Genomic DNA, 23,114 nt, shown 5'->3' on the forward strand with positions numbered 1-23,114 from the left:
TAAGGGTTGCGGATGTTAACGCCTCATCGCGAAGAATGCAAAGCCTCTGATCGAAAAGCGCTGGTCGGCATACCCGTGCGGCCATTATTATGCCTGACTTCTTGTTCAAGTCTCTCTTTAAATCAAGGCTTTAGCCAATGCTGGTATTGGGTTTAGAAACCTCTTGTGATGAAACCGGGGTCGCGCTCTACGACAGTGAGCGCGGGCTGTTGGCTGATGCGCTGTTCAGTCAAATCGATCTGCATCGTGTGTATGGTGGCGTTGTGCCGGAACTGGCCTCGCGTGATCACGTAAAACGCATGCTGCCGCTGATCCGGCAGGTGTTGGAGCAGGCTCAGTGCGGCACCGCTGATATCGATGCAATTGCCTATACCGCAGGCCCTGGGCTGGTCGGTGCGCTGTTGGTTGGTGCTTCTTGCGCGCAATCCCTGGCATTTGCCTGGGAGGTTCCTGCGCTGGGTGTGCATCACATGGAAGGGCACCTGCTTGCGCCTATGCTTGAGCAAAATCCGCCAAGCTTTCCGTTCGTCGCTTTGTTGGTTTCGGGTGGCCATACCCAATTGGTTCGGGTTGATGGCATTGGCCAATATCAATTGCTTGGTGAGTCGCTGGATGACGCCGCAGGCGAGGCCTTTGATAAAACCGCCAAGTTGATGGGGCTGCGTTATCCCGGTGGCCCGGAGATCGCGCGTCTGGCCAGTCAGGGTGTTGCCGGGCGATTTGTGTTTCCGCGTCCGATGACCGATCGCCCGGGCCTGGACATGAGTTTCAGTGGCTTGAAGACCTTCACCCTTAATACATGGCAGCAATGCCTGGCTGATGGTGATGACAGCGAGCAGACACGCTGCGATATCGCTCTGGCATTTCAGCAGGCAGTGGTCGATACCTTGACCATCAAGTGCCGTCGCGCACTGAAGCTGACCGGCTTGAACAGCCTGGTGATTGCCGGGGGCGTGAGTGCCAATACTGCTTTGCGTCAGTCGCTCGAGAACATGCTTGGTGAGTTCAGTGGTCAGGTTTTCTATGCCCGTCCGGAGTTCTGTACCGATAATGGCGCGATGATCGCCTATGCGGGTTGTCAGCGCTTGTTGGCTGGACAGCACGAAGACTTGAGCATTGCCGTGCGCGCACGTTGGCCGATGCAAGAGCTTGCACCGCTTTAGTCGTTCTTGGGCCGCAGAATTACAAAAGGCGCAGGTCTACGAGCGCTGGATGAGTGCGGCTCATGTCGTGGATTCAGAATTGTCGCTCACGCCCGGCAAAAAGATCGCGTAGATTTCCGCGGTGCCGCCACACGATAAGTGCGGTCAGTACGCTTACGGGTAGCAGCAGGCTTGGTTGTAGCCAGGCCAGTAGCGGCAAGGTCAGTGGGGTCGCAATGAGGGCGGCGAGTGAGCTGGTGCGGGTGCTTGCAAATGTCAGCAGCCATAGCGCAGCCGCCAAGAGCGCAGCAGGAAGGTACAGCCCAAGGAACACGCCAGCAGCGGTTGCAACCCCCTTTCCTCCGTGAAAGCGGAAGTACAGCGGGTACATATGACCGACTACGGCCGCCAACCCAACCCACGCCTGCTGCTGAAGGTTGAGGCCAAGCATTTTGGCGATAAAGATTGGCGCCAGGCCTTTGAGCAAATCGCCGATCAGAGTCAGAATTGCCAAGCGTTTGCCGGCAGTGCGTACCATGTTGGTTGCGCCAGGATTGCCCGAACCATAGGCGCGCGGATCTGGTCTGCCGGCAAGCTGGCTGAGCAAGATGGCAAAGGATACTGAGCCGAGCAAGTAGGCAAGAATTACTAGCAGCGCAAACATGGAGTTGATCCGCCCCAAGGTGTGCCTTGATTCTAGCAGGGCTGGCGAAACCCTAGGAATACTCAGCAAACCAATTGTAAATAGGCTTGCCGCTCCTAAGCTAATGGGCATTGATGTAATGGCGCAGTCGCGTGCGGGCAGACCAACGGTTATGAACCAAGTCGCAATTGAGCATTTATATCTGCCTGGGAATCTTTATAGTGCCGGGCTTATGTTTTGATTCGGGCAATGCCGGTAGCTGGCAGTTCGAGAAATGGAGAAGAGTTTGGACAGGGTCTTTATCGAAGGTCTGGAAGTCGACACTGTGATTGGCGCCTATGACTGGGAGCGTACGATTCGCCAGTGTCTGCGCCTGGACTTGCAGTTGGGCTGGGACAACAAGCCTGCGGCAGCGGACGATGACCTGGACAAGGCACTTGATTACGCCAAGTTGTCTGAGCGGGTGCAAACCTTTGCCAGTGAAGCGTCCTTTATCTTGGTTGAAACCTTCGCAGAGCGATTGGCTGAGATGCTCATGAGTGAGTTTCAGATTCCCTGGTTGCGCCTCAAGCTGACCAAGCCTGGTGCAGTTCCAGCCGCGCTGGGCGGTGTAGGCGTGGAGATTGAGCGCGGATGTCGCTAACCCCGGTTTACCTTGGTCTTGGCAGTAATATCGACCGTGAAGCGCACCTTTGCGCGGGGCTTGATGCGCTGGCAGGGTTACTCAAGGATATGCGCTGTTCGGCGGTGTTTGAGAGCGCGCCAGTGGGGATTAAAAGCGGCCCCTTTTTCAATCTGGTGGTGGTCGGGATGACCGATATGCCGCTGCACGAGCTTGATCGGAAATTAAAGTTTATCGAGGCGGATAACGGCCGATATGCACCTGATCGCGTCGGTTTGCCGCTTGATATTGATGTGTTGCTCTATGGCGATCTGGTCGGCAATTTTGATGGTTTGATATTGCCCCGGGCTGAAATCTTGAAGAATGCATTCGTGCTTTGGCCCTTGTCGTTGCTGGCGCCTGAGGTGTTGCATCCAGGCGAGCAGCGCAGCTTCGCAGTGCTTTGGTCGAGCGCACAGATCAAGCAAGCACTGCAGCCAACAGCATTCAGCTGGAAGCAGCAGCAACTGACGCCGCTTGAACTACTTGCGGCCTGCTCCAGCTAAGCTCTGGCCTGGTCAGTGAGCTTGCGCTTGATAGGCTTTTTTGAATTGGGTGATGGCTTGCAGCCGTTCACGTTGCAAGGCTTCGCCCAGCTGTGGGCCCTTGAGCCCCTGAGCCAATAATGGCTGCACGCTAACCGCGCAAGCTGTTTGCATCACACTGCGCAGGTAGTCGGCTTGCGGATAGTCACGCAGCTCAAAGCCATCACGACCGCGTGCGTCCATCTCGCAGGCGGCAATGAACTCTGCAAAACGCTGGGGGCGGCGATATACATCGAAGCGCTGCAACAACTCCAGCAGCGTCGAAGGCTTGAGTTCAAGGGCGCGATGGCCGTGGGTGTGATATTCGCCAACCAGCAGTGCCAGCTCCTGGCAGTCCTTGGGGACTTTGCAGCGGGTATTGATTGCCTTGATCAGCTTGATGCCGCGTTGTTCATGGGCGATATGCCTTGGCCACTGATCTTGCGCGGTCAATCCCTTGCCCACGTCGTGCAGCAAGCTGGCCCAGCGCACGCTGAGTGGCTGCTCATGCACTGCACATTGGCGCAGCACGCTCAATATATGGCGGCCCGTGTCTACTTCAGGGTGATGGGCGGGAGGTTGCGGTACGCCAAACAGCGCATCGACTTCGGGGAATAAAGCCTTGAGCGCGCCACAGTCATGCAGCACCTCGATGAAAACATCAGGTCTTGGCTCCATCAGGGCGCGGGAGATTTCTTTCCAGCTTCTTTCCGGGGTCAGCGCGCTAAGCTCACCTGACTCGCTCAGTTGACGCATCAGCTGCATGGTTTCAACGGCGACGGAAAACCCCAGCGGCGCATAGCGCGCGGCAAACCTGGCGACCCGCAGTACGCGCAGCGGATCTTCGGTAAACGCGGGGGATACGTGGCGCAGTTGCTTGGCTTCAAGGTCGCGCTGGCCGCCATATGGATCATAGAGCTTGCCGTTCTCGTCCTCGGCGATGGCATTGATGGTCAGGTCGCGGCGAATCAAATCTTGCTCAAGCGTGACGTCGGGGCTGGCGAAGAAAGTAAAGCCGCCATACCCCTGGCCACTTTTGCGCTCAGTTCGCGCCAGTGCGTATTCATCTTTGGTGTGCGGGTGGAGAAAAACCGGAAAATCAGCTCCAACCGGGCGATAGCCTAGTTCGACCATCTGTTCAGCTGTGGCGCCCACCACAACCCAGTCATGTTCTGTCACTTCTCGGCCCAACAAGCGGTCACGTACCGCGCCGCCCACTTTGTAAATTTGCATGCCTGCCTCCGTTGGTGCAGAGGATAGCGGTTGTGAGCGCTGCTGGGGAGATTGGCTGAAGCAAAGCTTGTTGCGCCTTGGCACCAGCCAGGTGCTGGGGCTTTCACTGCATGGGCTAAGGCGCGGCGCTGGCGGGGATTTGCGCGGTAAGCGCTAGCGTGGCTTGCTTGATTAGCTCCGCGCTGTAATTGGCAGGGCTCAGCCCGGTTTTGCTGGTGCCTTGCCACAGCACATCGCCGGCTTGGTCGGTTAGGCGTACACGCAGAGTCCCGGTCTCATCCTGCAATCGGTGAATGGCTTGGTAGGCGCCGAGCTGGCTGGGCGGCGCCTGGTCGACCTTGAACTCAAGGGCTTGCCCTTGCACGGCTAGCCAGTAATACACATTGATTTGGGCAGGCTCAGCCTGTTGGTAGCCACGTTGCTGGAGCTGTTCACTGAGTATTGAGGCCAGCTGTGGATAAGAGGTTGGAAATGCCGTCGGGTTGCTGAGTACGGGCTCGGGTGCAATCAACTTAAAACGCTTTAGCGGCGTAAGTGCTTGTGGGTTTGCATGGGTCACCTCGGTCTGAGGTGCGGTGGAGGTTGCGCAGCTAGCCAGGGCTGCGCAGGTCAGAATAATCAGCAATAAACGCATCAGGGTTACCTCAACGAGTAAACCGTGATGCTCTGTAGCAGGGAGGTAAAGCACAACCGGTCAAATGGGTGGGATTATCAGGTCGAGTCGTGGGTAATCGCCTTCACGCGCATTGTCATTCTTGGGTGGGACATGCTGGCTGTTAATCAGTTTGTCGCCCTGCATGACCTCAAGGTGGATGTCGAAACCCCACAGGCGATGCAGGTGCTTGAGCACTTCTTCGGTAGAACTGCCCAGCGGCTTGCGGTCGTGTTGCTGGTGGCGCAGGGTCAGGGAGCGATCGCCACGCCGGTCGATACTCCATATCTGCACGTTGGGCTCGCGGTTACCCAGGTTGTACTGTGCCGCGAGGATTTCGCGAATCATCCGGTAGCCGTGTTCGTCATGGATGGCCGGGACCAGTAATTCATCTTTCTGGTCATCATCAAGCACGCTGAATAGCTTTAGATCGCGGATCACCTTGGGTGATAGATACTGCAGGATAAAGCTTTCATCCTTGAAACTGTGCATGGCGAATTTAAGGGTGCTCAGCCAGTCGCTGCCGGCAATTTCCGGGAACCAGCGTTGATCTTCCTCTGTTGGATGCTCACAGATTCGCCGGATATCGCAATACATGGCGAACCCCAAGGTATAAGGGTTGATACCGCTGTAGTAGGGGCTGTCAAATGCGGGTTGGTAGATCACGCTGGTGTGGGATTGCAAGAACTCGAGCATGAATCCCTCTGTGACAAGGCCTTCGTCATAGAGGTCATTCATCAGCGTGTAATGCCAGAAGGTCGCCCAGCCTTCGTTCATGACTTGGGTTTGGCGCTGTGGGTAAAAGTATTGGGCGATTTTGCGGACGATACGAATCACTTCGCGCTGCCAGGGCTCAAGCAGTGGCGCATGTTTTTCCAGGAAGTAGAGGATGTTTTCCTGTGGCTCGGACGGGAAGCGGTTGTCGTCCTTGTCGCTGTCTTTACTTGCCCCTTTGGGAATGGTGCGCCAGAGGTCGTTGATCTGTTTTTGCAGGTGTTCTTCGCGCTCTTTCTGGCGGCGGCGCTCTTCCTCGGCGGAAATCGGGTAGGGGCGTTTGTAGCGGTCAACGCCGTAATTCATCAGGGCGTGGCAGGAGTCGATCAGGTCTTCAACCGCATCAATGCCGTGGCGCTCCTCGCACTGCATTATGTACTGCTTGGCGAATACCAGGTAGTCGATGATCGAGCTGGCATCGGTCCAGGTGCGGAACAGGTAGTTGCCCTTGAAAAAGCTGTTATGGCCGTAACAGGCATGGGCGATAACCAGCGCCTGCATGCACATGGTGTTTTCTTCCATGAGGTAGGCGATGCACGGGTCGGAATTGATGACAATTTCGTAGGCGAGTCCCATTTGCCCGCGGCTGTAGTTTTTCTCTGTGGACAGAAACTGCTTGCCGTAAGACCAGTGGTGGTAACCCAGCGGCATGCCGACGGACGCATAGGCGTCCATCATTTGCTCAGCAGTAATGACTTCAATCTGGTTGGGGTAGGTGTCGAGCGCATAACGCTCGGCAAGCCTGCTGATTTCACGGTCATAGGTGCGGATCAGCTCAAAGGTCCACTCGGAGCCGGTTGAGATCGGCTGGCGCTTTCTTTCGGATGTGGCCTGTTCATGAGTAGTCATGCTGTAAGCCTGCGCTGAAAAAGTTCGCGGAATACCGGATAAATATCACCGGCAGTCACCAACTGCTGCTGAGCAAAGGTGTCAGCAAACGCATCACAAACCTGCTGATATTCGTACCACAACGCCTGATGCTCGCGCGGAGTGATCTCGACATAGGTGAAGTATTGTACAAAGGGCATGATCTGGTTGATCAAAATATCCCTGCATACCGGCGAGTCGTCATTCCAGTTGTCGCCATCGGAGGCCTGGGCGGCGTAGATGTTCCACTCGTTGACCGGGTAACGCTCGGCCATAACCTCTTGCATCAGTTTCAGGGCGCTGGAAACGATGGTGCCGCCCGTTTCCCGTGAATAGAAAAACTCTTCTTCATCCACCTCGCGTGCGCTGGTGTGATGGCGGATAAACACCACTTCGATTTTGTCGTAGTTACGCTTGAGAAACAGGTAGAGCAAGATGAAGAAGCGCTTGGCGATGTCCTTGGTGGCCTGGGTCATTGAGCCGGAGACGTCCATCAAGCAGAACATGACCGCTTTGGAGCTGGGATTGGGGTGTTTTACCAACAGGTTGTATTTAAGGTCGAAGGTATCGAGAAATGGCACGCGGTTGATACGTGCATGCAATTTGCTGATTTCTTCTTCAATTGCTTGAATGTCGCCGAAATTGTCCGGTTCTTCACGCTTTAAACGTTCAAGTTCCGCTTGTGCGAGTTTGAGCTTGGCTCGACTGCTGCCGGAAAGGGCAATGCGCCTGGCGTGGGCTGAGCGCAGGGTGCGCACGATATTGATGCGTGATGGATTGCCTTCGCTGCTGATGCCGGCCCGAACCGTTTTATAGGTGTCTGTGCCGGTTAGGTGGCGTTTCACCAGGTTGGGCAGTTCGAGGTCTTCGAACATGAAGTCGAGGAATTCTTCCTGGGTGATCTGGAAGACGAATTCATCCATGCCTTCGCCGGAGTTGCTCGCCTTACCGCTGCCTTGACCGCCGCCGCCCCCTTGCGGGCGTGGGATGCGATCACCGGCTGAAAACTCTTTATTGCCAGGGTGCACGGTAGTTTGCCTACCGCCTTGGCCGTGGTGCAGCACAGGCTCATCGATATCACGTCCCGGGATACTGATTTGCTCGCCGTGCTCCATATCGGTAATGGAACGGTGGCTGACGGCTTCTTCAACCGCTTTTTTGATGTGCTCGCGGTAGCGTCGTAAAAAGCGCTGACGGTTTACCGTGCTCTTGTTCTTGCCGTTTAGGCGTCGGTCGATCACGTAGCTCATGACTTCTCCTTAGAGCATGCCTGAACGAGACTAGGCTCAGGCACCTCTATGGCCAGCAGGTATTTGAATGCCTGCAGCAACCCGCGTGGGGTTCGGTTACTGTGATTTACGTACCCGTAGGTACCACTCGGACAGCAGGCGAACTTGCTTGTCGGTGTAACCACGTTCAACCATGCGCGTAACAAAGTCGTTGTGCTTCTGTTGATCCTCTTTACTGGCCTTGGCGTTGAAACTGATGACTGGCAGCAAGTCTTCGGTGTTGGAGAACATTTTCTTCTCGATCACCACACGTAGCTTCTCGTAACTGAGCCACGTTGGGTTCTTGCCGTTATTGTTGGCCCGGGCACGCAATACAAAATTGACGATTTCGTTGCGGAAATCCTTTGGATTGCTGATGCCTGCTGGCTTCTCGATTTTTTCCAGTTCTTCGTTGAGTGCTACACGATTGAGGATTTCACCGGTTTCAGGGTCGCGGTATTCCTGGTCCTGAATCCAGAAGTCGGCGTACAGCACGTAGCGGTCGAAAATGTTTTGGCCATACTCGCTGTAGGATTCGAGGTAAGCGGTTTGGATTTCCTTGCCAATAAACTCGATATAGCGTGGCGCCAGGTATTCCTTGATAAAGCGTAGATAGCGCTCGCGCACTTCAGCCGGGAATTGCTCCTGCTCAATCTGTTGTTCAAGCACGTAGAGCAAATGCACTGGGTTGGCAGCGACTTCGTTGGCGTCGAAGTTGAAGACTTTAGACAGGATCTTGAAGGCGAAGCGGGTTGAAAGGCCGTTCATGCCCTCATCGACGCCAGCACTGTCGCGATACTCCTGGATCGACTTGGCTTTAGGGTCGGTGTCCTTGAGGTTTTCACCGTCGTAGACGCGCATTTTCGAGTATATATTCGAGTTTTCTGGCTCTTTCAGCCGCGACAACACTGAAAATTGAGCCAGCATCTTCAGGGTGTCAGGCGCGCAGTGCGCGTTGGCCAGGGAGCTGTTGACCAGTAACTTGTCGTAGATCTTGATTTCATCGCTGACGCGCAAGCAATAGGGCACTTTGACGATATAGATCCGGTCGATGAACGCCTCGTTGTTCTTGTTGTTGCGGAAGCTGTGCCATTCAGATTCGTTGGAATGCGCCAACAGTATGCCGTTATAGGGAATTGCCCCAAGGCCTTCGGTGCTGTTGTAGTTGCCTTCCTGGGTGGCCGTGAGCAATGGGTGCAGCACCTTGATCGGTGCCTTGAACATCTCGACGAATTCCATCATGCCTTGGTTGGCTCGGCACAGGGCGCCTGAGTAGCTGTAGGCGTCGGCGTCGTTCTGTGGATATTCTTCCAGCTTGCGGATATCGACCTTGCCGACCAATGCGGAAATATCCTGGTTGTTTTCATCGCCAGGCTCGGTTTTGGCGACGGCGATTTGCTTGAGGATCGAGGGGTAGAGCTTAACCACACGGAACTGGCTGATATCGCCGCCAAACTCTGCGAGCCGCTTGGTTGCCCAAGGCGACATGATGCTGTTGAGGTAGCGTCGGGGAATGCCGTATTCCTCTTCAAGGATTGCACCGTCTTCGGCATCACTAAACAAGCCAAGCGGAGACTCGAAGACCGGCGAGTCCTTGATGGCATAGAAAGGGACTTTTTCCATCAAGTGCTTGAGCTTTTCAGCCAGAGAAGACTTGCCGCCGCCTACCGGGCCCAGGAGGTAGAGAATTTGTTTCTTTTCCTCAAGGCCTTGGGCGGCATGGCGGAAGTAGGAGACGATCTGGTCAATGCATTCTTCCATGCCGTGGAAGTCAGCAAACGCCGGATAGCGCCGTATGACCTTGTTCGAGAATATTCTCGATAATCGCGAGTTGCTTGATGTGTCGAGTAGCTCCGGTTCGCCAATTGCCAGCAATAAGCGCTCTGCGGCCGAGGCGTAAGCGCTACGATCCTGCTTACATAGCTCGAGATACTCCTGCAGAGACAGCTCTTCCTGGCGTGTCGATTCGAAACGTTGTTGGAAGTGACTGAAAATGCTCATGACTTCACCTCGCTCAATGTCCAGAGACGGCTCGGGATCGGTCGTGCAGGCGTGGGTGGTTGGCTGAGTCATCAGCCTTGGATATCCCCCCAGAGCACCTACTGAACCTCTGAAAATTGCTGCGCCAGACGTTACGCCGTGATCAAGCTGCTCAATGCGCCTCTTTGCCGTAGCAAACCGCGCTTTAGTCTCTTGATGCGTTGCACTGCCCTCGCTTGCTCGCTTTCATTAGGTTCCTATCATACCGATGGCCCGGATGCCGGATGGCAGGCTCTACTTGGTATTTAGATGGCCTAAGATAAATGATAGTTGGTAATCAGAGAGGTCAAGCGTCAAGTGGCCATATCCTTATGATGGAAATGCCAGAAGAGGGCGCCAAGCCTTGGCTGGTGCGGCTTGGCGTGATGTAAAAATTTATTCCTGAGCAGATTTGCTGGTTTCGCCGGGGAAGCGTGCCAGCCACAACTCGAAACCACCATCAAGGCTGTACACATCAGTAAAGCCTTGGCCGATTAAATAGGCTGCGGCGCCCTGACTGGAGTTGCCGTGGTAGCAGGAGACAATCAAGGGGTGATCAAGGTCTGCCTGGGCGATGAAGTCGACCAGTGAGTGATTATCCAGGTGCTGCGAGCCGCTGATGTGACCTGCCGCAAAGCTGTCCGGGTCACGAATATCGACCACCACGGCGCCTTGCTGGCGCAGGGCTTGGGCCTGTTCAGGGGAGATTCGCTTGAATTCACTCATTAGCTTTCCTCACTGCATTCACAGCGATGCAGTTTAGCATTATCAATATTCATCAATGTCAGTGCGCCGCCCCATACACAGCCAGTATCCAATGCGTATAAGTCGGGTTCTGGGCACTTGCCTTCAAGGGCTGCCCAGTGACCGAAGATAATCTTGGTCCCACGACTTTTACGCTGGCTATGGCTGAACCAGGGTTGATAGCCAGCCGGGGCAGTATCCAGGCCTTCCTTGCTTTTCAGGTCGAGGGTCCCGTCTGCCGTACAAAAGCGCATGCGGGTGAAGTAATTGGTAATCACCCGTAGGCGCGGGACGCCGCTTAGCTCGTTACTCCACACGCTAGGCTCATTGCCATACATGCCATCGAGAAACGGCTTGAGGCGGTTGTCGTCACGCAGTACTGCTTCGACTTCAGCAGCGCGCTTGAGCGCCTTGTCGATGCTCCATTGTGGAGCAATGCCTGCATGGACCATGGCCAGGTTGCGCTTGGCGTCAAAGTGCATGAGCTTTTGCTGGCGCAGCCAGTCGAGCAATTCAGCGCGGTCTGGTGCGTCGAGGATTTCTTGCAGTGTGTCGGACTTCTTCAGGCGCTCGGCGTTGTGTGAAACGGCAAGCAGGTGAAGGTCATGATTGCCCAGTACGCAGGTTACGCAGTCGCGCATGGCATACAGAAAACGCAATGTCGCCAGTGATTCCGGGCCGCGGTTAACCAGGTCACCGGCGAGCCACAGTTTATCTTTGGCAGGGTCGAAGGCGACTTGTTCGAGCAAGCATTTAAGGGGGTTAAGGCAGCCTTGCAGGTCGCCAACAGCGTAAGTAGGCATTAGTGCAGGGAACCTGGGACAGCTAGGCGAAAGGGCGCGATTTGGGCATCGAAGGACGTAGCGTCTTCGGCAACCATCTGGTAACTGCCCTGCATGGTGCCAACACGAGTAGTCATGACGGTGCCGCTGGTATAAGTGTGGCTCTGGCCCGGTGCTATCAGCGGTTGTTCACCAACCACGCCAGCGCCGCGGACCTCTTGCACACGGCCTTCACCGTCAGTGATCAACCAGTGTCGCGACAGCAGCTTGGCGGCAATCTGGCCATTGTTGGTAATGGTCACGGTATAGGCAAATGCGAAGCGGTTTTGCTCGGCCTGTGACTGCTCCGGCAGGTATCGAGTCGCAACGCTGACGTCTATTTGATATGGCGAATCTGACATGCTCAAACCTGCTGGGCTAGGTGATGCTGTGGCTGGTGCCTATTGCATTAAAACGTATGGCTAGGCTTGGTGCCGGTTTATAACGCGCACAAACCTTCAGGTATTTATTCTGGAGTCGGCGCAGCCTGCTCTGCCAACTTGTCGGCCAGACGTACGAACGCAGCCAGGTCTAGTTGCTCAGGGCGCAGGCTGCCATCGACTCCGGCGGCTTCGATCTCGCTGGCGGGTAGCAAGGCCTTGAGAGTATTGCGCAGGGTTTTTCGGCGCTGATTGAACGCTTCGCGAACCACTCGCTCCAGTAGCTTGTGATCTTTGGCTGGATGGGGCAACACTTCGTGCGGCACTAGGCGGACAATCGCCGAGTCGACTTTAGGCGGCGGGTTGAACGCACCTGGCCCAACATTGAATAAGTGTTCCACTCGGCAATGGTACTGCACCATGATCGATAGGCGACCCCAGTCACCGCCGCCAGGGCCAGCGGCCAGGCGCTCAACCACTTCCTTTTGCAGCATAAAGTGCATGTCGCGAATCAGCGAGGCATTGTCCAGCAGGTGGAATATCAACGGGGTCGAGATGTTGTATGGCAGGTTGCCGACAACGCGCAGGCTGCGCGGCTGTGCTTCAAGGCGCTTGAAGTCAAACTTCAGGGCATCACCCTGATTCAGGCGAAAGCGCGGCTGGCTGCCGAACTTGGCTTGCAGGATCGGAATCAGGTCTTTATCGAGCTCAATCACGTCCAGCTGCGCACCGCTGTTGAGTAGACCTTCGGTCAGCGCACCTTGTCCCGGGCCGATCTCAAGCAGGTGCTCGCCTTCTTTGGCATGAATTGCGCGAAGGATGCGGTGGATCACGCCAGCATCATGCAGAAAATTCTGGCCAAAGCGTTTGCGCGCACGGTGTTGATAGCTCTCGGACATTAGTAACTCTCAGGCTTTAAAAGCAGCTCCAAGCGTCAAGCCGAGCTTAAAGCAATATAAAAGGATATTGATTGGGTAGTTTAACAGGGAGTCGTCACGCTGGCGTCGCTCTTCATCTGTGCTCTGCGCGCAATCAGCCGCTCAATTGGCTGGCGGCCATGTCGTAGGCCGTTTGCAATGCAACGTCCATGCTGCCGCTGTCGATCTTGCCACTGCCTGCTAAATCCAGTGCGGTGCCGTGGTCGACCGAGGTGCGGATTATTGGCAGGCCCAGGGTTATATTCACCGCCGCGCCAAACCCCTTGAACTTGAGCACGGGTAAACCTTGGTCGTGATACATCGCAAGCACGGCATCGCAATGGTCAAGATGTTTGGGGGTGAACAATGTGTCAGCGGGGAGCGGGCCTACAAGCTGTATGCCTTCAGCGCGCAGGCGCTCAAGGACAGGCTCGATGACGTCGATTTCTTCTCGCCCCAGGTGACCGCCTTCACCGGCGTGTGGGTTCAGACCGCATACCAGGATGCGCGGGTTGGCAAGGCCAAATTTACTGCGCAGGTCGTTGTAGAGAATGCGGGTGACCCGGCTCAGGCGTTCGTCGGTGATCGCTGTAGCCACATCTTTAAGCGGCAGGTGGGTGGTGACCAAGGCAACTCGCAGACCGTGGGTCGCGAGCATCATGACCACCTGTTCGGTGTGCGTTAGTTCGGCCAAAAACTCGGTATGGCCGGAGAAGGCAATGCCAGACTCGTTGATCACGCCTTTATGAACCGGGGCGGTAATCATCCCGGCAAAGTGACCATCAACACAGCCTTGGCCTGCGCGGGTCAGCGTCTGCAGCACATAATCCGCGTTGGATGGATTTAGCTGGCCGGCTATTACCGGAGCGGCGAGTGGGGTATCCCAGACATACAGGCTGCCTGCCGGCGCGGGCCGATCTGGCCAAGCGTCAGGAGTGGTGTGGATCAGGCGGATTGTCAAGCCAAGCAAAGCCGCACGCTCTGCAAGCAGGGCGTGACTGGCAATAACGATGAGCGGGTGGGGTTGTGCTTGCTGGGCAAGCAGCAGGCATAGGTCGGGACCTATGCCTGCTGGCTCACCCGGCGTCAGTGCAAAACGTTGCGTTTTCACTGCTTGATTTCTACGTAAGCCTCGTCGCGGATCTGCCGCAGCCAGGCTTGCAGTTCTTCGTCGTACTTACGGTTGCGCAGAATCGTCTGAGCCTGCTGCTTGCGATATTGTTCGCTGCTGTCAGTGGCGCGGCGGCCCATGACTTCAAGGACGTGCCAGCCATAACGTGACTTGAATGGCTTGGACACTTCACCGCTTGGGGTCGAGTCCATTACTTCGCGGAACTCAGGAACCAGGGCGGTGGGGTCGATCCAGTCAAGCTTGCCGCCATTGAGCGCCGAGCCTGGGTCTTCCGAGTAGTTTTTCGCCAGTTCGGCAAAGTCTTCGCCGGCTTTGATTCGCTCGTAGAGGCGTTCAGCCAGACGATGGCTTTCGGCATCGCTACGGATGGCATTTGGCTTGATCAGGATATGGCGAACACTGACTTCATCACGCACCTGAGCGCCGCCGCCACGTTTTTCCTGCAGCTTGATGATGATAAAGCCACCAGGCGTGCGCACCGGTTCAGTTACATCGCCAGCGCTCATCTTGCTCAGCATGTTGTCGAATGGCGGCGGCAGTTGGCCTGCCTTGCGCCAGCCCATTTCGCCACCTTCCAGCGCTGTTTCGCTGGAAGAGCGTGCGATTGCCAGCTGGGCGAAGTCAGCACCTTGTTGCAATTGCTGGTAAAGGTCCTGGGCTTGGCGTTCAGCAGCTTGAACCTGTTCAGGTGCTGCACTTTCCGGGACCGGTACCAGGATGTTGGCCAAGCGGAACTCTTCGGACAACTGCATCTTGCCCAAATCTGAGTTGAGGAAGTTCTGGACTTCCTGGTCGCTAACCTGGATGCGATCGGCAACCCGGCGCTGGCGTACACGGCTGATGATCATTTCACGGCGAACCTGGTCACGTGCCTCGTCAAACGACAAGCCATCGCGATTCAGCGCGGCGCGGAACTGATCAACGCTCATGCCATTGCGCTGGGCAATAGTACCGATGGCCTGATTGAGCTCTTCGTCGGTGATGCGGATGCCTGAGCGTTCGCCAATCTGCAGCTGGATGTCTTCAATAATCAGACGTTCCAGTACCTGCTGCTGGAGCACGTGCTCCGGCGGCAAGGTCGAGCCACGCTTGGCGATGGTTTGCTGAACCTCTTTCATGCGCCCATTGAGTTGGCTCTGCATGATTACGTCGTTATCGACGATGGCCGCTACACGGTCCAGAGGTTGTACTTCAGCCTGTACCGCAGTACCTATCAACATCGCGCCCAATAACAGGGGGCGCACGTAATCAGAAAGCTTTGTCTTCACGTTCACGATAACCTTGAATGCCTTGGTCGAGGAAAGATTCAGTTTTATTACCAGTCACACCGCCCAGGCCTTTGAGTACGATCTGCAAGAAGATGCCGCGATCGGGCTCATCGTTAAACGATGGGTTCTGGCTCACTTCGTCATTGTCGATCCAGTAACGATTGATTAAACGCAGTTTCCAACAGCAGCTGTCGTACTCAAAGCCACCAAAGGCCTCCAGGGTACGGTTGCGGCTGTAATCGTACTGCCAGCGTGAAATAACGCTCCACTGCGGAACAATTGGCCAGATAACCGAGAAGTCGTGCTGGCTGATCTTGTAATAGTCTTCGATGTAGTTCGGGCTGCCTGGCGTGCCGTAGTCACCACCGCCAACGACCCAGTTACCGGTGCTTTGGTCGTAACGCACGGTGTCGTTGCGATAGCGGTAGCCAGCGTTGATAACCTTGTTCGGGTTATCTTCAGGCTGGTAGTGGAACATGGCGCTGCCAGAGCGGGTTGTATGGCTGTCCGGATCCCAGTTGAAATCCGAGCTGAAGCGCCAGTCGCGGTTGAAGCGATACAGGTACTGCAGCGCGTAAGGTGATACCGATGCCTGGGCGTCGTCACGGGTTTTGTAGTCGATGCCTGCCAACTGTACTTTGCGATCAGCAAAGTAGAAGGCCTGGCCGATGCTGAAACGCTGGCGCTCGAAGCCATTTTCCTCGATCCAACGGTTGGTCACGCCCAGCGACAGCTTGTTCTCATCGCCAATGCGATCTTTACCCGAGAAACGGTTTTCGCGGAACAACGAGTTGTAGTTGAAGGTGGTTTCACTGGTATCGAATATTGGGATATCAGTTTGATCTTCTTCCGGCACATAGAGGTAGTACAGGCGCGGTTCAAGGGTCTGGCGGTAGTTGGTGCCGAACCATTGGGTGTTGCGATCAAAGTAAAGGCCACTGTCGACACTGAGCATGCCAACGCCACGGTTTTGCGTGCTGTCATACTTCTGCTCGGCGAGCAGCGTCGACTTGCCTTGGCTGTCCAAGTCCAGATCGTAGTTGGTGTAGAGGTATTTAGCCTGCGGCTTGATATAGCCCCAGCTCCAGTCCAGCGGCAAGCTGACCGAAGGCTCGAGGTGCAGGCGGTCACCGTTGGCGCGGGCCAGGCCTCTCACGTTCTCATCGAGACGTCGTTCTGGATTGCCATCCTCGTCGATATAGTTGCCATCGCGCAGGTCGCGGTCAAAGCGAACCAGCTCGGTGCCGTAGCCAAACTGAACGCCACCCGGCTGGAATGGCAGTTTGCCGTCCAGGGTGATTTGCGGCAGACGGTTATACGGAGTGATCTCGCTGATGGTCGCCAGCTCGTAGGCATGAGCATTAAGGCGGGCGGTGTAGCTGTCGCCGCGATAAGTCAGGGTGCCGCGCTGGTTTACGAAGTCAGGGGTATCAATGCCCAGGTCGGTATTGAGGTCCTGGAAATAGTAAGGATCACTGATGTCGGTGTAATCGACTTCAGCGAGCAGGCGATTATTCAGGCCGCCCTTGTGCTGCCAGCTGTACATCCAGCGGGTGTCGCTGTAGTCGGACTGCAGCTTGCGGTCGTCGTTTTGATCATTGAGGTAGGCGGCGCCAATCTGGCCTTCGCTGCTCTTGGTCAGGTAACGGCCTTCACCTTCCATCAACAAGCCACGGTCACTCATGTACGTCGGGTACAGGGTGGCGTCGTAGTTCGGCGCAAGGTTGAAGTAGTAAGGGGTTTCCAGCTCGAAACCGTTGTCACTTGAGCTGCCGATGGTTGGCGGCAGGAAGCCGGACTGGCGACGGTCATCGATTGGGAAATAGATGTACGGCGTGTAGAACACCGGGAAGTCTTTGACCCGCAGCGTTACGTTAGTTGCAGTGCCGAAGCCGGTGGCAGGGTTCAACGTGATGTTGTTGCCTGTCAGGTGCCAGGCGTTGCTGCCAGGCTCACAGCTGGTGTAAGTGCCGTCTTTAAGACGAATAATCGCGGTTTCTTCACGTTTGGCGTAAAGCGCGTTACCGCGGATATGGCCACGGTGCATGACATATTCGGCGTTGTCGATTTTAGCTTCGCCGTTGTCCAGTTGCAGTTCAGCATGGTCGCCGACAACCAAGGCACCTTTGTCACGCAGTCGCACGTTGCCGTTCAGCTCGCCGATGTTTTCAGCCTGGCGCAGATTGGCCTCGTCGGCCTCGACCTGCATGCTTGCCTGGCGGATCACGACATCACCGGCCAGCGTGGCAATCTGCTCTTCCTGCTGGTAACGCGAGGCCTTAGCCGAGACAAACATTGGCGCTTGATTGAGCGGCGTCTCGTCATTCATGCCAGGGCGATCAGGCTCGACGTAGGCCCCTGAACAGTAGGGTGCCGTTTCGGCGAGTTGCGCTTCGGTCAACTTTTCACGGGGCACCCAGTCCAAATGACTGTAATCTGCACTGCGCGATGTCAGGCCTTTGCCTTCACTTTCAGTGACAAGCTTGGTGCCGACAGCCGCAGCTGCAACTTTGCCACCGGTACGAGCATCTGAAGTGGCAGGTGCACTGAGGCTGGATTCGTCATGAATCGGGCGCGCAGGCACTGCAGCATCGGCCGTTTTGGGTGTACAGGCCCAACCGCCGGATGCAGAAGCCGCACAGTCATACTGTTCGGCCGCCACGGCGAATTGACTGGCAACAGGTTGTAAGGCCAATAGGCCACTAGTCACCAGAAGTGGGAATTTTTTACGAATAGCGGGGTATTTTACTGCCATCTTATTTTTCCGGGCTTCCTGCGCGCTAATGACCCAGAGGCCGCACGCCTCTCGATGGGCTTTAAAAGATGCTGGATAATAAAGCATGACCCGCGCAACGGCTAGGGCCGTCGGAGACCCTTGTAATGCATAAAGAAGATATACGCCTAGAACTGCTGGATAAATGGCTCGATCAGCAACTGCCCAATGTGTTTGCAAAGCAAGGCTGGGGGGCGGTTCCGGCCGCTACATTGACCTCTGCAAGCAGTGATGCGAGCTTTCGTCGTTATTTTCGCTGGCAAGGTGAAAATCGCACGTTGATTGTGATGGATGCACCGCCACCGAATGAAGATTGTCGGCCGTTTGTGAAAACTGCGGCCTTACTCCAGCGCGCAAACCTGAATGTGCCATTGATTTTGGCTGAAGATGTCGAGCAAGGTTTCTTGTTGTTGAACGACCTGGGCACGCAAACTTATTTGGATGTCATCACGCCTGAGAATGCCGACCCATTATTTGCTGATGCCCTGCAAGCCCTGCTCGCACTTCAGCAGTTGCCTATGGACACCGTGCTGCCAAGCTACGACGAGGCGTTGCTGCGTCGAGAGCTGGAGCTGTTTCCTGAGTGGTACGTTAAACATCATTTGCAGATTGAGTTTGATGCTGAGCAGCAAGGCGCATGGGACAAGATGAGCCGTTTGTTGATCGACAGTGCCCTGGCTCAACCCAAAGTCTTGGTTCACCGCGACTTTATGCCGCGCAATCTAATGATTAGCGAGCCTAATCCGGGCGTGCTTGATTTTCAGGACGCGGTCTATGGGCCAGTCACTTATGACGTGACCTGCCTATTCAAGGATGCCTTCGTCAGTTGGCCGGAACATCAGGTGCGTCAGTGGCTTGAAGACTATTGGCAACAGGCTCAGGCAAAGGGGATTCCTGTTCAAGCCAATCTCGAAGATTTTTTACGGGCCAGTGACTTGATGGGGGTGCAGCGCCACCTGAAAGTCATCGGTATCTTTGCGCGTATTTGTCATCGTGATGGTAAGCCCAAGTACCTGGCCGATGTGCCGAGATTCTTTGCCTATATCAATGCGGTTATCCAGCGCCGCCCTGAACTGGCGGAGTTGGCGCAATTATTTAGCAGCTTGCCGCGTGCAAGTGAAGCGGTGGTGGATCAGCAATGAAGGCAATGATTTTAGCCGCAGGCAAGGGCGAACGCATGCGTCCGCTGACACTGCATACACCTAAACCGCTGGTGCGCGCCGCAGGCGTGCCGCTAATTGAATATCACATCAATGCCTTGGCCAGTGCGGGTTTCACCGAGCTGGTGATAAACCATGCCTGGCTGGGGCAGCAGATCGAGGACTACCTGGGTGACGGCAGTCGTTTTGGTGTGAGCATCCGCTATTCGGCAGAAGGTGAGCCGTTGGAGACTGGTGGCGGCATTTTTCGCGCCCTGCCGTTATTGGGAGATGAGCCGTTTCTAGTCGTTAACGGTGATGTCTTCACCGATTACAGTTTCGCAAATTTACAACAGCCACTGAGTGGCCTGGCGCATTTGGTGCTGGTCGACAATCCTGCGCACCATACCCAGGGTGACTTTAGTCTGCAGCAGGGCATGGTGCGGGACGGCGCTATAGATCAGCCCTGCTTGACCTATAGCGGTATTGCGCTGTTGTCACCTCAGCTATTTGCCGGCTGTGAGCCTGGCGCGTTTAAGCTTGCGCCGCTGCTGCGCGAGGCAATGGGGCGGGGCTTGGTCAGTGGTGAGCATTTCAGCGGACACTGGATAGACGTCGGCACCCACGAGCGTTTGGCTGATGTTGAACAGTTGTTGGCGCGGGAGCACTAAAGTGATCTGGCCGAGCACGGTGTTGGGTGCTGTTGCAGGGTTTGCCATTGCCAGCATCCCCGGCGGCTTACTGGGCGCCTTGCTGGGGCAGGTTGTTGACCGGCGTCTACGGCTGGCCAGTTGGGCGCAACTGCGCGAGCGTGTCGGCGGCCCCGAGCAGGCAAAGGATGAGGATTTACTGTTCATCATGCTTGGGCGTCTAGCCAAATGTGACGGGCGGGTGCGCCAACAGCATATTGATCAGGTACGGGTCGAAATGCAGCGCCTGAAGCTTGATGAGTCAGCTCAACGGCGCGCGATTGAGGCGTTTTCCCGGGGGAAAACCGGGCGCGACAATCTACGCAGCCCGTTGCGCCGCCAAGCGCACAACGCCAAGTCACTGTTGGGCGCCTGCTGGCGTATGGTCGGTGCAGCTGGGCCGGTGAGCCGGTCGGAGCGAGAGCTGATTTTGTTGTGGGGGACCTGGCTGGGCGTCTCGGTAAATGCTAACGAAGCGCTTCGCACGAGGGGCGGGACTCAGCCATCAATGCCCGTGCAGTCCAGCTACCAGCAAGCGTTGCGCCTGCTAGGCGTTACCGCAGACAGCACTCCGGCAGAGATCAAGCGTGCATATCGACGCTTGCTGAGTCGCCACCATCCGGACAAGCTGCAAGGCAATGGCGCCAGTGTGGAGCAGGTGCGTGCTGCAACGGATAAAACCCGGGAGCTGCATCAGGCCTACAACCTGGTTCGACAGCGCCGAGGGTTTTGAGCCAGGCGGTGATGTAGAAACCTGGCTATTGTGTGGCCGGGCTGCTTTGCAAGTGCAGGCTTAGCCAGCCTTTGATGCGTCGAAACAGTTGCTCTTGCTCAACATCTCTATTACCCGGCAATGAATTCATTGCGACCTGGATGTAGGCCGTGCGCTTTTGTCTTTTGGCCGCATTCAGGCGTTGTTTTGCGGCGTTACGTTCGACCAGTTGGTCTTTGTAGTAAAAGTCGCCGGTTGCAAGCTTAAGCTCGCTGAGCAAAGCATCTAAATCCGGGCTGGATTCTGTGGGCGCCTGCGCTGCAATCAATAGCAGGTTGCTCACCGATGGCGGTTGCTGTTCGGCGAGATAACGGGCAGCCCAATAGGCGCCGGTACCGTGGCCGGCCAGCACGACAGTAGTGGCGCCTTGTTGTTGGGCAAAGCTGATGCCCTCGGCAATGCGTGCCAGTACCCGTGTGGCGTAGTCTTTTTGCGCATCATTGCCGGTGTCGCTGTCTGCCGGGCTTGTGGCTGTTTCTTGAGCTGTCTCGGCGGGGTCGGATGTTGCCTCGGCGGGAGTTTCCTTCTGCTCTGCCGACGGCTCAGGCATTTCGGTCTCAGTCGAGGGCGTGGCATCGCCGGGCTCAAGGGTACTAGTGTGTTCTGGTGAGGGCTTCGACTCGACGTCGGGAAGTGACAGGCTCAAGCTGCTCCAGCCGGTATCCGGAAGTTTGCGGCGCAGCGGGCCAATGCCAATCGGCCAGTCGGCGCTTTCATCTTCACCCGGTACCAGAATCACCGCTCCTTTGGCTGGCGCACTGTTTCCGGGGCGCCAAAGGGCGAGAAAGGTTTCGCTGGCCTGGGTTTTGAGTTGTTGCTGTTCGTTGGCCGCAAGCTGCCTCTCCAGTGCTGCTGTTTCGGCCTGGCTACGCTCGCCAAGGGCCGGGCGTTCGACAGGCTTTTCTGGCGTCTTTGTCGGGGTGGGCGGCTCGGTTTCAGCAAGCGCCAAGGGGCCAATCAGTAGACTTAAAACAATAAAAATTACGCGCAACAACATAAATAGATGCTCCCAGCTACCTGAGTGATCCAGCCTAGCGGTTTCGACACTGAGTTGTAAGCAGCCATCTGCGCGGCAAAACCTTAGTGTGGGCTGCTACAATGCGCGCAATCCGTGTGTTTTTCTGAGGTTAGCCATGCAGCCCTTTGCCATCGCCCCGTCAATCCTTTCTGCTGATTTTGCCCGACTGGGCGAGGAAGTGGATAACGTACTCGCTGCGGGCGCCGATATTGTTCACTTTGATGTCATGGACAATCACTATGTGCCCAACCTGACTATCGGGCCTATGGTTTGCGCGGCGCTGCGTAAGTACGGGGTTACCGCGCCAATTGATGCGCACCTGATGGTCAAGCCGGTTGATCGCATTATTGGCGATTTCATTGAGGCCGGTGCCAGCTATATCACCTTCCATCCCGAGGCGTCCGAGCACATTGATCGTTCCCTGCAACTGATCCGCGACGGCGGTTGTAAAGCGGGCCTGGTGTTCAATCCGGCGACGCCGCTGAGCGTGCTCAAGCATGTCATGGATAAGGTCGACATGATCCTGTTGATGAGCGTTAACCCTGGATTTGGTGGGCAGAAGTTTATCCCCGGCACCTTGGACAAGCTGCGCGAAGCGCGGGCGCTGATTGATGCCAGTGGTCGTGAGATTCGCCTGGAAATCGATGGCGGGGTCAATGTCGGCAATATCGCCGAGATTGCTCAAGCGGGCGCGGATACCTTTGTTGCCGGGTCGGCGATCTTCAATCAGCCCGATTACCGCGCTGTAATCGATGCCATGCGTGCTGAACTGGCGCGGGTGCAAGCCTGATGCCGTTAAGTGCGGTGCTTGAAGGCAAACTACCGAAGCTGGTGATGTTCGACCTTGATGGCACCCTGATTGATTCCGCCCCGGACTTGGCGGCAGCCCTTGATAAAACCCTTGTTGCGCTAGGCCGCACGCCGGCGGGTATTGAAAATGTACGCCTGTGGATTGGTAATGGCGCGCGGGTTCTGGTGCGTCGCGCCTTGGCCGGTGGAATGGCTCATGAGCATGTCGATGAGGCGCAAACAGAGTCTGCACTTGAGTTGTTTATGCAAGCCTATGCAGACAACCATCAACTGACGCAGGTTTATCCTGGCGTGGTCGAAACCCTCGATTGGCTGCAGGCGCAAGGCGTGGTGATGGCGGTGGTGACCAATAAACCAGAGCGGTTTGTGGCGCCGTTGCTCGATGAGAAAGACCTGGGCGGCTATTTCCGCTGGATCATCGGCGGCGATACCTTGCCCCAACAAAAGCCTGACCCCGCCGCGCTGAAGCATGTTATGCACCTGGCTCAGGTGGGCGCAAACCAGGCACTGTTTGTGGGTGATTCACGTAATGACGTGCTTGCAGCCAAGGGGGCTCAAGTGGCATGTGTGGCTTTAAGTTATGGCTACAATCACGGCCGACCCATCAGCGAGGAGTGTCCAGCTTGCGTGGTGAATGATTTACGTGAGCTCAAAGCACTGATTTCCTTCGACTCCGTCGCATCGCTGGGTTGATTAGACCCGGCGGCTGCGCTAGTGTTGCCTGACTTTAATCCACGCCCAAGAGATTTTCCCGTGGTGGTTACCTGCAAACTCTGGCTTGAACGAGCCGGAATGAAAATCATCAAGGCCCTGGCCCGTTGGCGCTGGCGCCTCTGAATTGATCTTGGCCGGTTAGCCGGCGCGTTTG

21 protein-coding genes and 1 pseudogene are annotated in these 23,114 nt (G+C 56.0%); 8 read left to right on the forward strand and 14 right to left on the reverse strand.

Annotation, left to right across the window (positions count from 1 at the left end; genetic code table 11):
• Positions 1 to 137: 137 nt before the first annotated feature.
• Positions 138 to 1,163, forward strand: a complete 1,026-nt coding sequence (gene tsaD / locus AACY26_RS16255; protein WP_339515639.1) for a tRNA (adenosine(37)-N6)-threonylcarbamoyltransferase complex transferase subunit TsaD — start codon at positions 138 to 140, stop codon at positions 1,161 to 1,163.
• A gap of 73 nt (positions 1,164 to 1,236) precedes the next feature.
• Here the strand turns inward: tsaD and plsY are convergent, their stop codons facing one another.
• Positions 1,237 to 1,806: a glycerol-3-phosphate 1-O-acyltransferase PlsY gene (gene plsY, locus AACY26_RS16260; protein WP_339515640.1), complete on the reverse strand. Its 570-nt coding sequence runs from the start codon at positions 1,804 to 1,806 to the stop codon at positions 1,237 to 1,239.
• A 265-nt stretch (positions 1,807 to 2,071) separates the two neighbouring features.
• On the opposite strand from plsY, the gene folB reads away from it, so the two are divergent.
• Positions 2,072 to 2,428, forward strand: a complete 357-nt coding sequence (gene folB / locus AACY26_RS16265; protein WP_339515691.1) for a dihydroneopterin aldolase — start codon at positions 2,072 to 2,074, stop codon at positions 2,426 to 2,428.
• Positions 2,419 to 2,952: a 2-amino-4-hydroxy-6-hydroxymethyldihydropteridine diphosphokinase gene (folK, locus tag AACY26_RS16270; protein ID WP_339515641.1), complete on the forward strand. Its 534-nt coding sequence runs from the start codon at positions 2,419 to 2,421 to the stop codon at positions 2,950 to 2,952. Before folB ends, folK begins: the two co-directional genes overlap by 10 nt.
• Positions 2,953 to 2,964: 12 nt before the next feature.
• On the opposite strand, the gene AACY26_RS16275 is transcribed toward folK, so the two are convergent.
• From AACY26_RS16275 to AACY26_RS16330, 12 genes are all read right to left on the reverse strand, one after another.
• Positions 2,965 to 4,203 (reverse strand): multifunctional CCA addition/repair protein, encoded by a 1,239-nt coding sequence (locus AACY26_RS16275; RefSeq protein ID WP_339515642.1) that lies wholly within the window; start codon positions 4,201 to 4,203, stop codon positions 2,965 to 2,967.
• A 115-nt stretch (positions 4,204 to 4,318) separates the two neighbouring features.
• Positions 4,319 to 4,837: a hypothetical protein gene (locus AACY26_RS16280; RefSeq protein ID WP_339515643.1), complete on the reverse strand. Its 519-nt coding sequence runs from the start codon at positions 4,835 to 4,837 to the stop codon at positions 4,319 to 4,321.
• Positions 4,838 to 4,897: 60 nt separating this feature from the next.
• On the reverse strand, positions 4,898 to 6,478 hold the full coding sequence (locus tag AACY26_RS16285; protein ID WP_339515644.1) for a SpoVR family protein: 1,581 nt from the start codon (positions 6,476 to 6,478) through the stop codon (positions 4,898 to 4,900).
• Complete coding sequence (locus AACY26_RS16290; RefSeq protein WP_339515645.1) at positions 6,475 to 7,746, reverse strand: YeaH/YhbH family protein; 1,272 nt, start codon at positions 7,744 to 7,746, stop codon at positions 6,475 to 6,477. The genes AACY26_RS16285 and AACY26_RS16290 overlap by 4 nt, the downstream gene beginning before the upstream one ends.
• Positions 7,747 to 7,842: 96 nt before the next feature.
• Positions 7,843 to 9,765, reverse strand: a complete 1,923-nt coding sequence (locus tag AACY26_RS16295) for a PrkA family serine protein kinase (RefSeq protein WP_010486113.1) — start codon at positions 9,763 to 9,765, stop codon at positions 7,843 to 7,845.
• A gap of 414 nt (positions 9,766 to 10,179) precedes the next feature.
• The gene (gene glpE / locus AACY26_RS16300) at positions 10,180 to 10,509 is read right to left on the reverse strand and encodes a thiosulfate sulfurtransferase GlpE (RefSeq protein ID WP_339515646.1); all 330 of its coding nucleotides are present in this window, start codon (positions 10,507 to 10,509) and stop codon (positions 10,180 to 10,182) included.
• Entirely contained in the window at positions 10,509 to 11,330 is an 822-nt protein-coding gene (locus tag AACY26_RS16305; protein WP_339515647.1) for a symmetrical bis(5'-nucleosyl)-tetraphosphatase, read from the reverse strand. Before AACY26_RS16305 ends, glpE begins: the two co-directional genes overlap by 1 nt.
• A complete protein-coding gene (gene apaG, locus AACY26_RS16310; protein ID WP_339515648.1) occupies positions 11,330 to 11,710 on the reverse strand; it encodes a Co2+/Mg2+ efflux protein ApaG in 381 nt (126 codons plus the stop codon). The genes AACY26_RS16305 and apaG overlap by 1 nt, the downstream gene beginning before the upstream one ends.
• 104 nt (positions 11,711 to 11,814) lie before the next feature.
• Complete coding sequence (gene rsmA, locus AACY26_RS16315; protein ID WP_339515649.1) at positions 11,815 to 12,627, reverse strand: 16S rRNA (adenine(1518)-N(6)/adenine(1519)-N(6))-dimethyltransferase RsmA; 813 nt, start codon at positions 12,625 to 12,627, stop codon at positions 11,815 to 11,817.
• A gap of 133 nt (positions 12,628 to 12,760) precedes the next feature.
• Positions 12,761 to 13,756, reverse strand: a complete 996-nt coding sequence (gene pdxA / locus AACY26_RS16320; RefSeq protein WP_339515650.1) for a 4-hydroxythreonine-4-phosphate dehydrogenase PdxA — start codon at positions 13,754 to 13,756, stop codon at positions 12,761 to 12,763.
• On the reverse strand, positions 13,753 to 15,045 hold the full coding sequence (locus AACY26_RS16325) for a peptidylprolyl isomerase (RefSeq protein WP_339515651.1): 1,293 nt from the start codon (positions 15,043 to 15,045) through the stop codon (positions 13,753 to 13,755). The genes pdxA and AACY26_RS16325 overlap by 4 nt, the downstream gene beginning before the upstream one ends.
• The gene (locus AACY26_RS16330) at positions 15,026 to 17,800 is read right to left on the reverse strand and encodes an LPS-assembly protein LptD (protein ID WP_339515652.1); all 2,775 of its coding nucleotides are present in this window, start codon (positions 17,798 to 17,800) and stop codon (positions 15,026 to 15,028) included. Before AACY26_RS16330 ends, AACY26_RS16325 begins: the two co-directional genes overlap by 20 nt.
• 125 nt (positions 17,801 to 17,925) lie before the next feature.
• On the opposite strand from AACY26_RS16330, the gene AACY26_RS16335 reads away from it, so the two are divergent.
• Genes AACY26_RS16335 through AACY26_RS16345 form a run of 3 tightly spaced genes read left to right on the forward strand, consistent with a single transcriptional unit; the run spans position 17,926 to position 20,379 of the window.
• The gene (locus tag AACY26_RS16335; protein WP_339515653.1) at positions 17,926 to 18,960 is read left to right on the forward strand and encodes an aminoglycoside phosphotransferase family protein; all 1,035 of its coding nucleotides are present in this window, start codon (positions 17,926 to 17,928) and stop codon (positions 18,958 to 18,960) included.
• Complete coding sequence (gene murU / locus AACY26_RS16340; RefSeq protein ID WP_339515654.1) at positions 18,957 to 19,628, forward strand: N-acetylmuramate alpha-1-phosphate uridylyltransferase MurU; 672 nt, start codon at positions 18,957 to 18,959, stop codon at positions 19,626 to 19,628. The genes AACY26_RS16335 and murU overlap by 4 nt, the downstream gene beginning before the upstream one ends.
• 1 nt (position 19,629) lies before the next feature.
• On the forward strand, positions 19,630 to 20,379 hold the full coding sequence (locus AACY26_RS16345) for a DnaJ domain-containing protein (RefSeq protein ID WP_339515655.1): 750 nt from the start codon (positions 19,630 to 19,632) through the stop codon (positions 20,377 to 20,379).
• A gap of 25 nt (positions 20,380 to 20,404) precedes the next feature.
• On the opposite strand, the gene AACY26_RS16350 is transcribed toward AACY26_RS16345, so the two are convergent.
• Positions 20,405 to 21,415, reverse strand: a complete 1,011-nt coding sequence (locus AACY26_RS16350) for an alpha/beta hydrolase family protein (RefSeq protein ID WP_339515656.1) — start codon at positions 21,413 to 21,415, stop codon at positions 20,405 to 20,407.
• Between the two features lie 136 nt (positions 21,416 to 21,551).
• Between AACY26_RS16350 and rpe the strand changes: the two genes are divergently transcribed.
• Positions 21,552 to 22,226 carry a ribulose-phosphate 3-epimerase gene (gene rpe / locus AACY26_RS16355; protein WP_339515657.1) on the forward strand — a complete coding sequence of 225 codons (675 nt, stop codon included), beginning with the start codon at positions 21,552 to 21,554 and terminating at the stop codon, positions 22,224 to 22,226.
• Positions 22,226 to 23,083, forward strand: a pseudogene (locus tag AACY26_RS16360) (phosphoglycolate phosphatase). The gene rpe and the pseudogene AACY26_RS16360 overlap by 1 nt, the downstream one beginning before the upstream one ends.
• The last annotated feature ends 31 nt before the right edge of the window (positions 23,084 to 23,114 follow it).

It is taken from the genome of Pseudomonas sp. RL_15y_Pfl2_60 (assembly GCF_963970595.1).
Classification (GTDB): Bacteria; Pseudomonadota; Gammaproteobacteria; order Pseudomonadales; family Pseudomonadaceae; genus Aquipseudomonas.

Excerpts from the sequence above, each read along its gene's own strand:
- tsaD (WP_339515639.1), top strand. The coding sequence starts at position 138 with ATGCTGGTATTGGGTTTAGAAACCTCTTGTGATGAAACCGGGGTCGCG.
- plsY (WP_339515640.1), bottom strand. The coding sequence starts at position 1,806 with ATGTTTGCGCTGCTAGTAATTCTTGCCTACTTGCTCGGCTCAGTATCC.
- folK (WP_339515641.1), top strand. The coding sequence starts at position 2,419 with ATGTCGCTAACCCCGGTTTACCTTGGTCTTGGCAGTAATATCGACCGT.
- AACY26_RS16275 (WP_339515642.1), bottom strand. The coding sequence starts at position 4,203 with ATGCAAATTTACAAAGTGGGCGGCGCGGTACGTGACCGCTTGTTGGGC.
- AACY26_RS16280 (WP_339515643.1), bottom strand. The coding sequence starts at position 4,837 with ATGCGTTTATTGCTGATTATTCTGACCTGCGCAGCCCTGGCTAGCTGC.
- AACY26_RS16285 (WP_339515644.1), bottom strand. The coding sequence starts at position 6,478 with ATGACTACTCATGAACAGGCCACATCCGAAAGAAAGCGCCAGCCGATC.
- AACY26_RS16290 (WP_339515645.1), bottom strand. The coding sequence starts at position 7,746 with ATGAGCTACGTGATCGACCGACGCCTAAACGGCAAGAACAAGAGCACG.
- AACY26_RS16295 (WP_010486113.1), bottom strand. The coding sequence starts at position 9,765 with ATGAGCATTTTCAGTCACTTCCAACAACGTTTCGAATCGACACGCCAG.
- glpE (WP_339515646.1), bottom strand. The coding sequence starts at position 10,509 with ATGAGTGAATTCAAGCGAATCTCCCCTGAACAGGCCCAAGCCCTGCGC.
- AACY26_RS16305 (WP_339515647.1), bottom strand. The coding sequence starts at position 11,330 with ATGCCTACTTACGCTGTTGGCGACCTGCAAGGCTGCCTTAACCCCCTT.
- apaG (WP_339515648.1), bottom strand. The coding sequence starts at position 11,710 with ATGTCAGATTCGCCATATCAAATAGACGTCAGCGTTGCGACTCGATAC.
- rsmA (WP_339515649.1), bottom strand. The coding sequence starts at position 12,627 with ATGTCCGAGAGCTATCAACACCGTGCGCGCAAACGCTTTGGCCAGAAT.
- AACY26_RS16330 (WP_339515652.1), bottom strand. The coding sequence starts at position 17,800 with ATGGCAGTAAAATACCCCGCTATTCGTAAAAAATTCCCACTTCTGGTG.
- AACY26_RS16335 (WP_339515653.1), top strand. The coding sequence starts at position 17,926 with ATGCATAAAGAAGATATACGCCTAGAACTGCTGGATAAATGGCTCGAT.
- murU (WP_339515654.1), top strand. The coding sequence starts at position 18,957 with ATGAAGGCAATGATTTTAGCCGCAGGCAAGGGCGAACGCATGCGTCCG.
- AACY26_RS16350 (WP_339515656.1), bottom strand. The coding sequence starts at position 21,415 with ATGTTGTTGCGCGTAATTTTTATTGTTTTAAGTCTACTGATTGGCCCC.
- rpe (WP_339515657.1), top strand. The coding sequence starts at position 21,552 with ATGCAGCCCTTTGCCATCGCCCCGTCAATCCTTTCTGCTGATTTTGCC.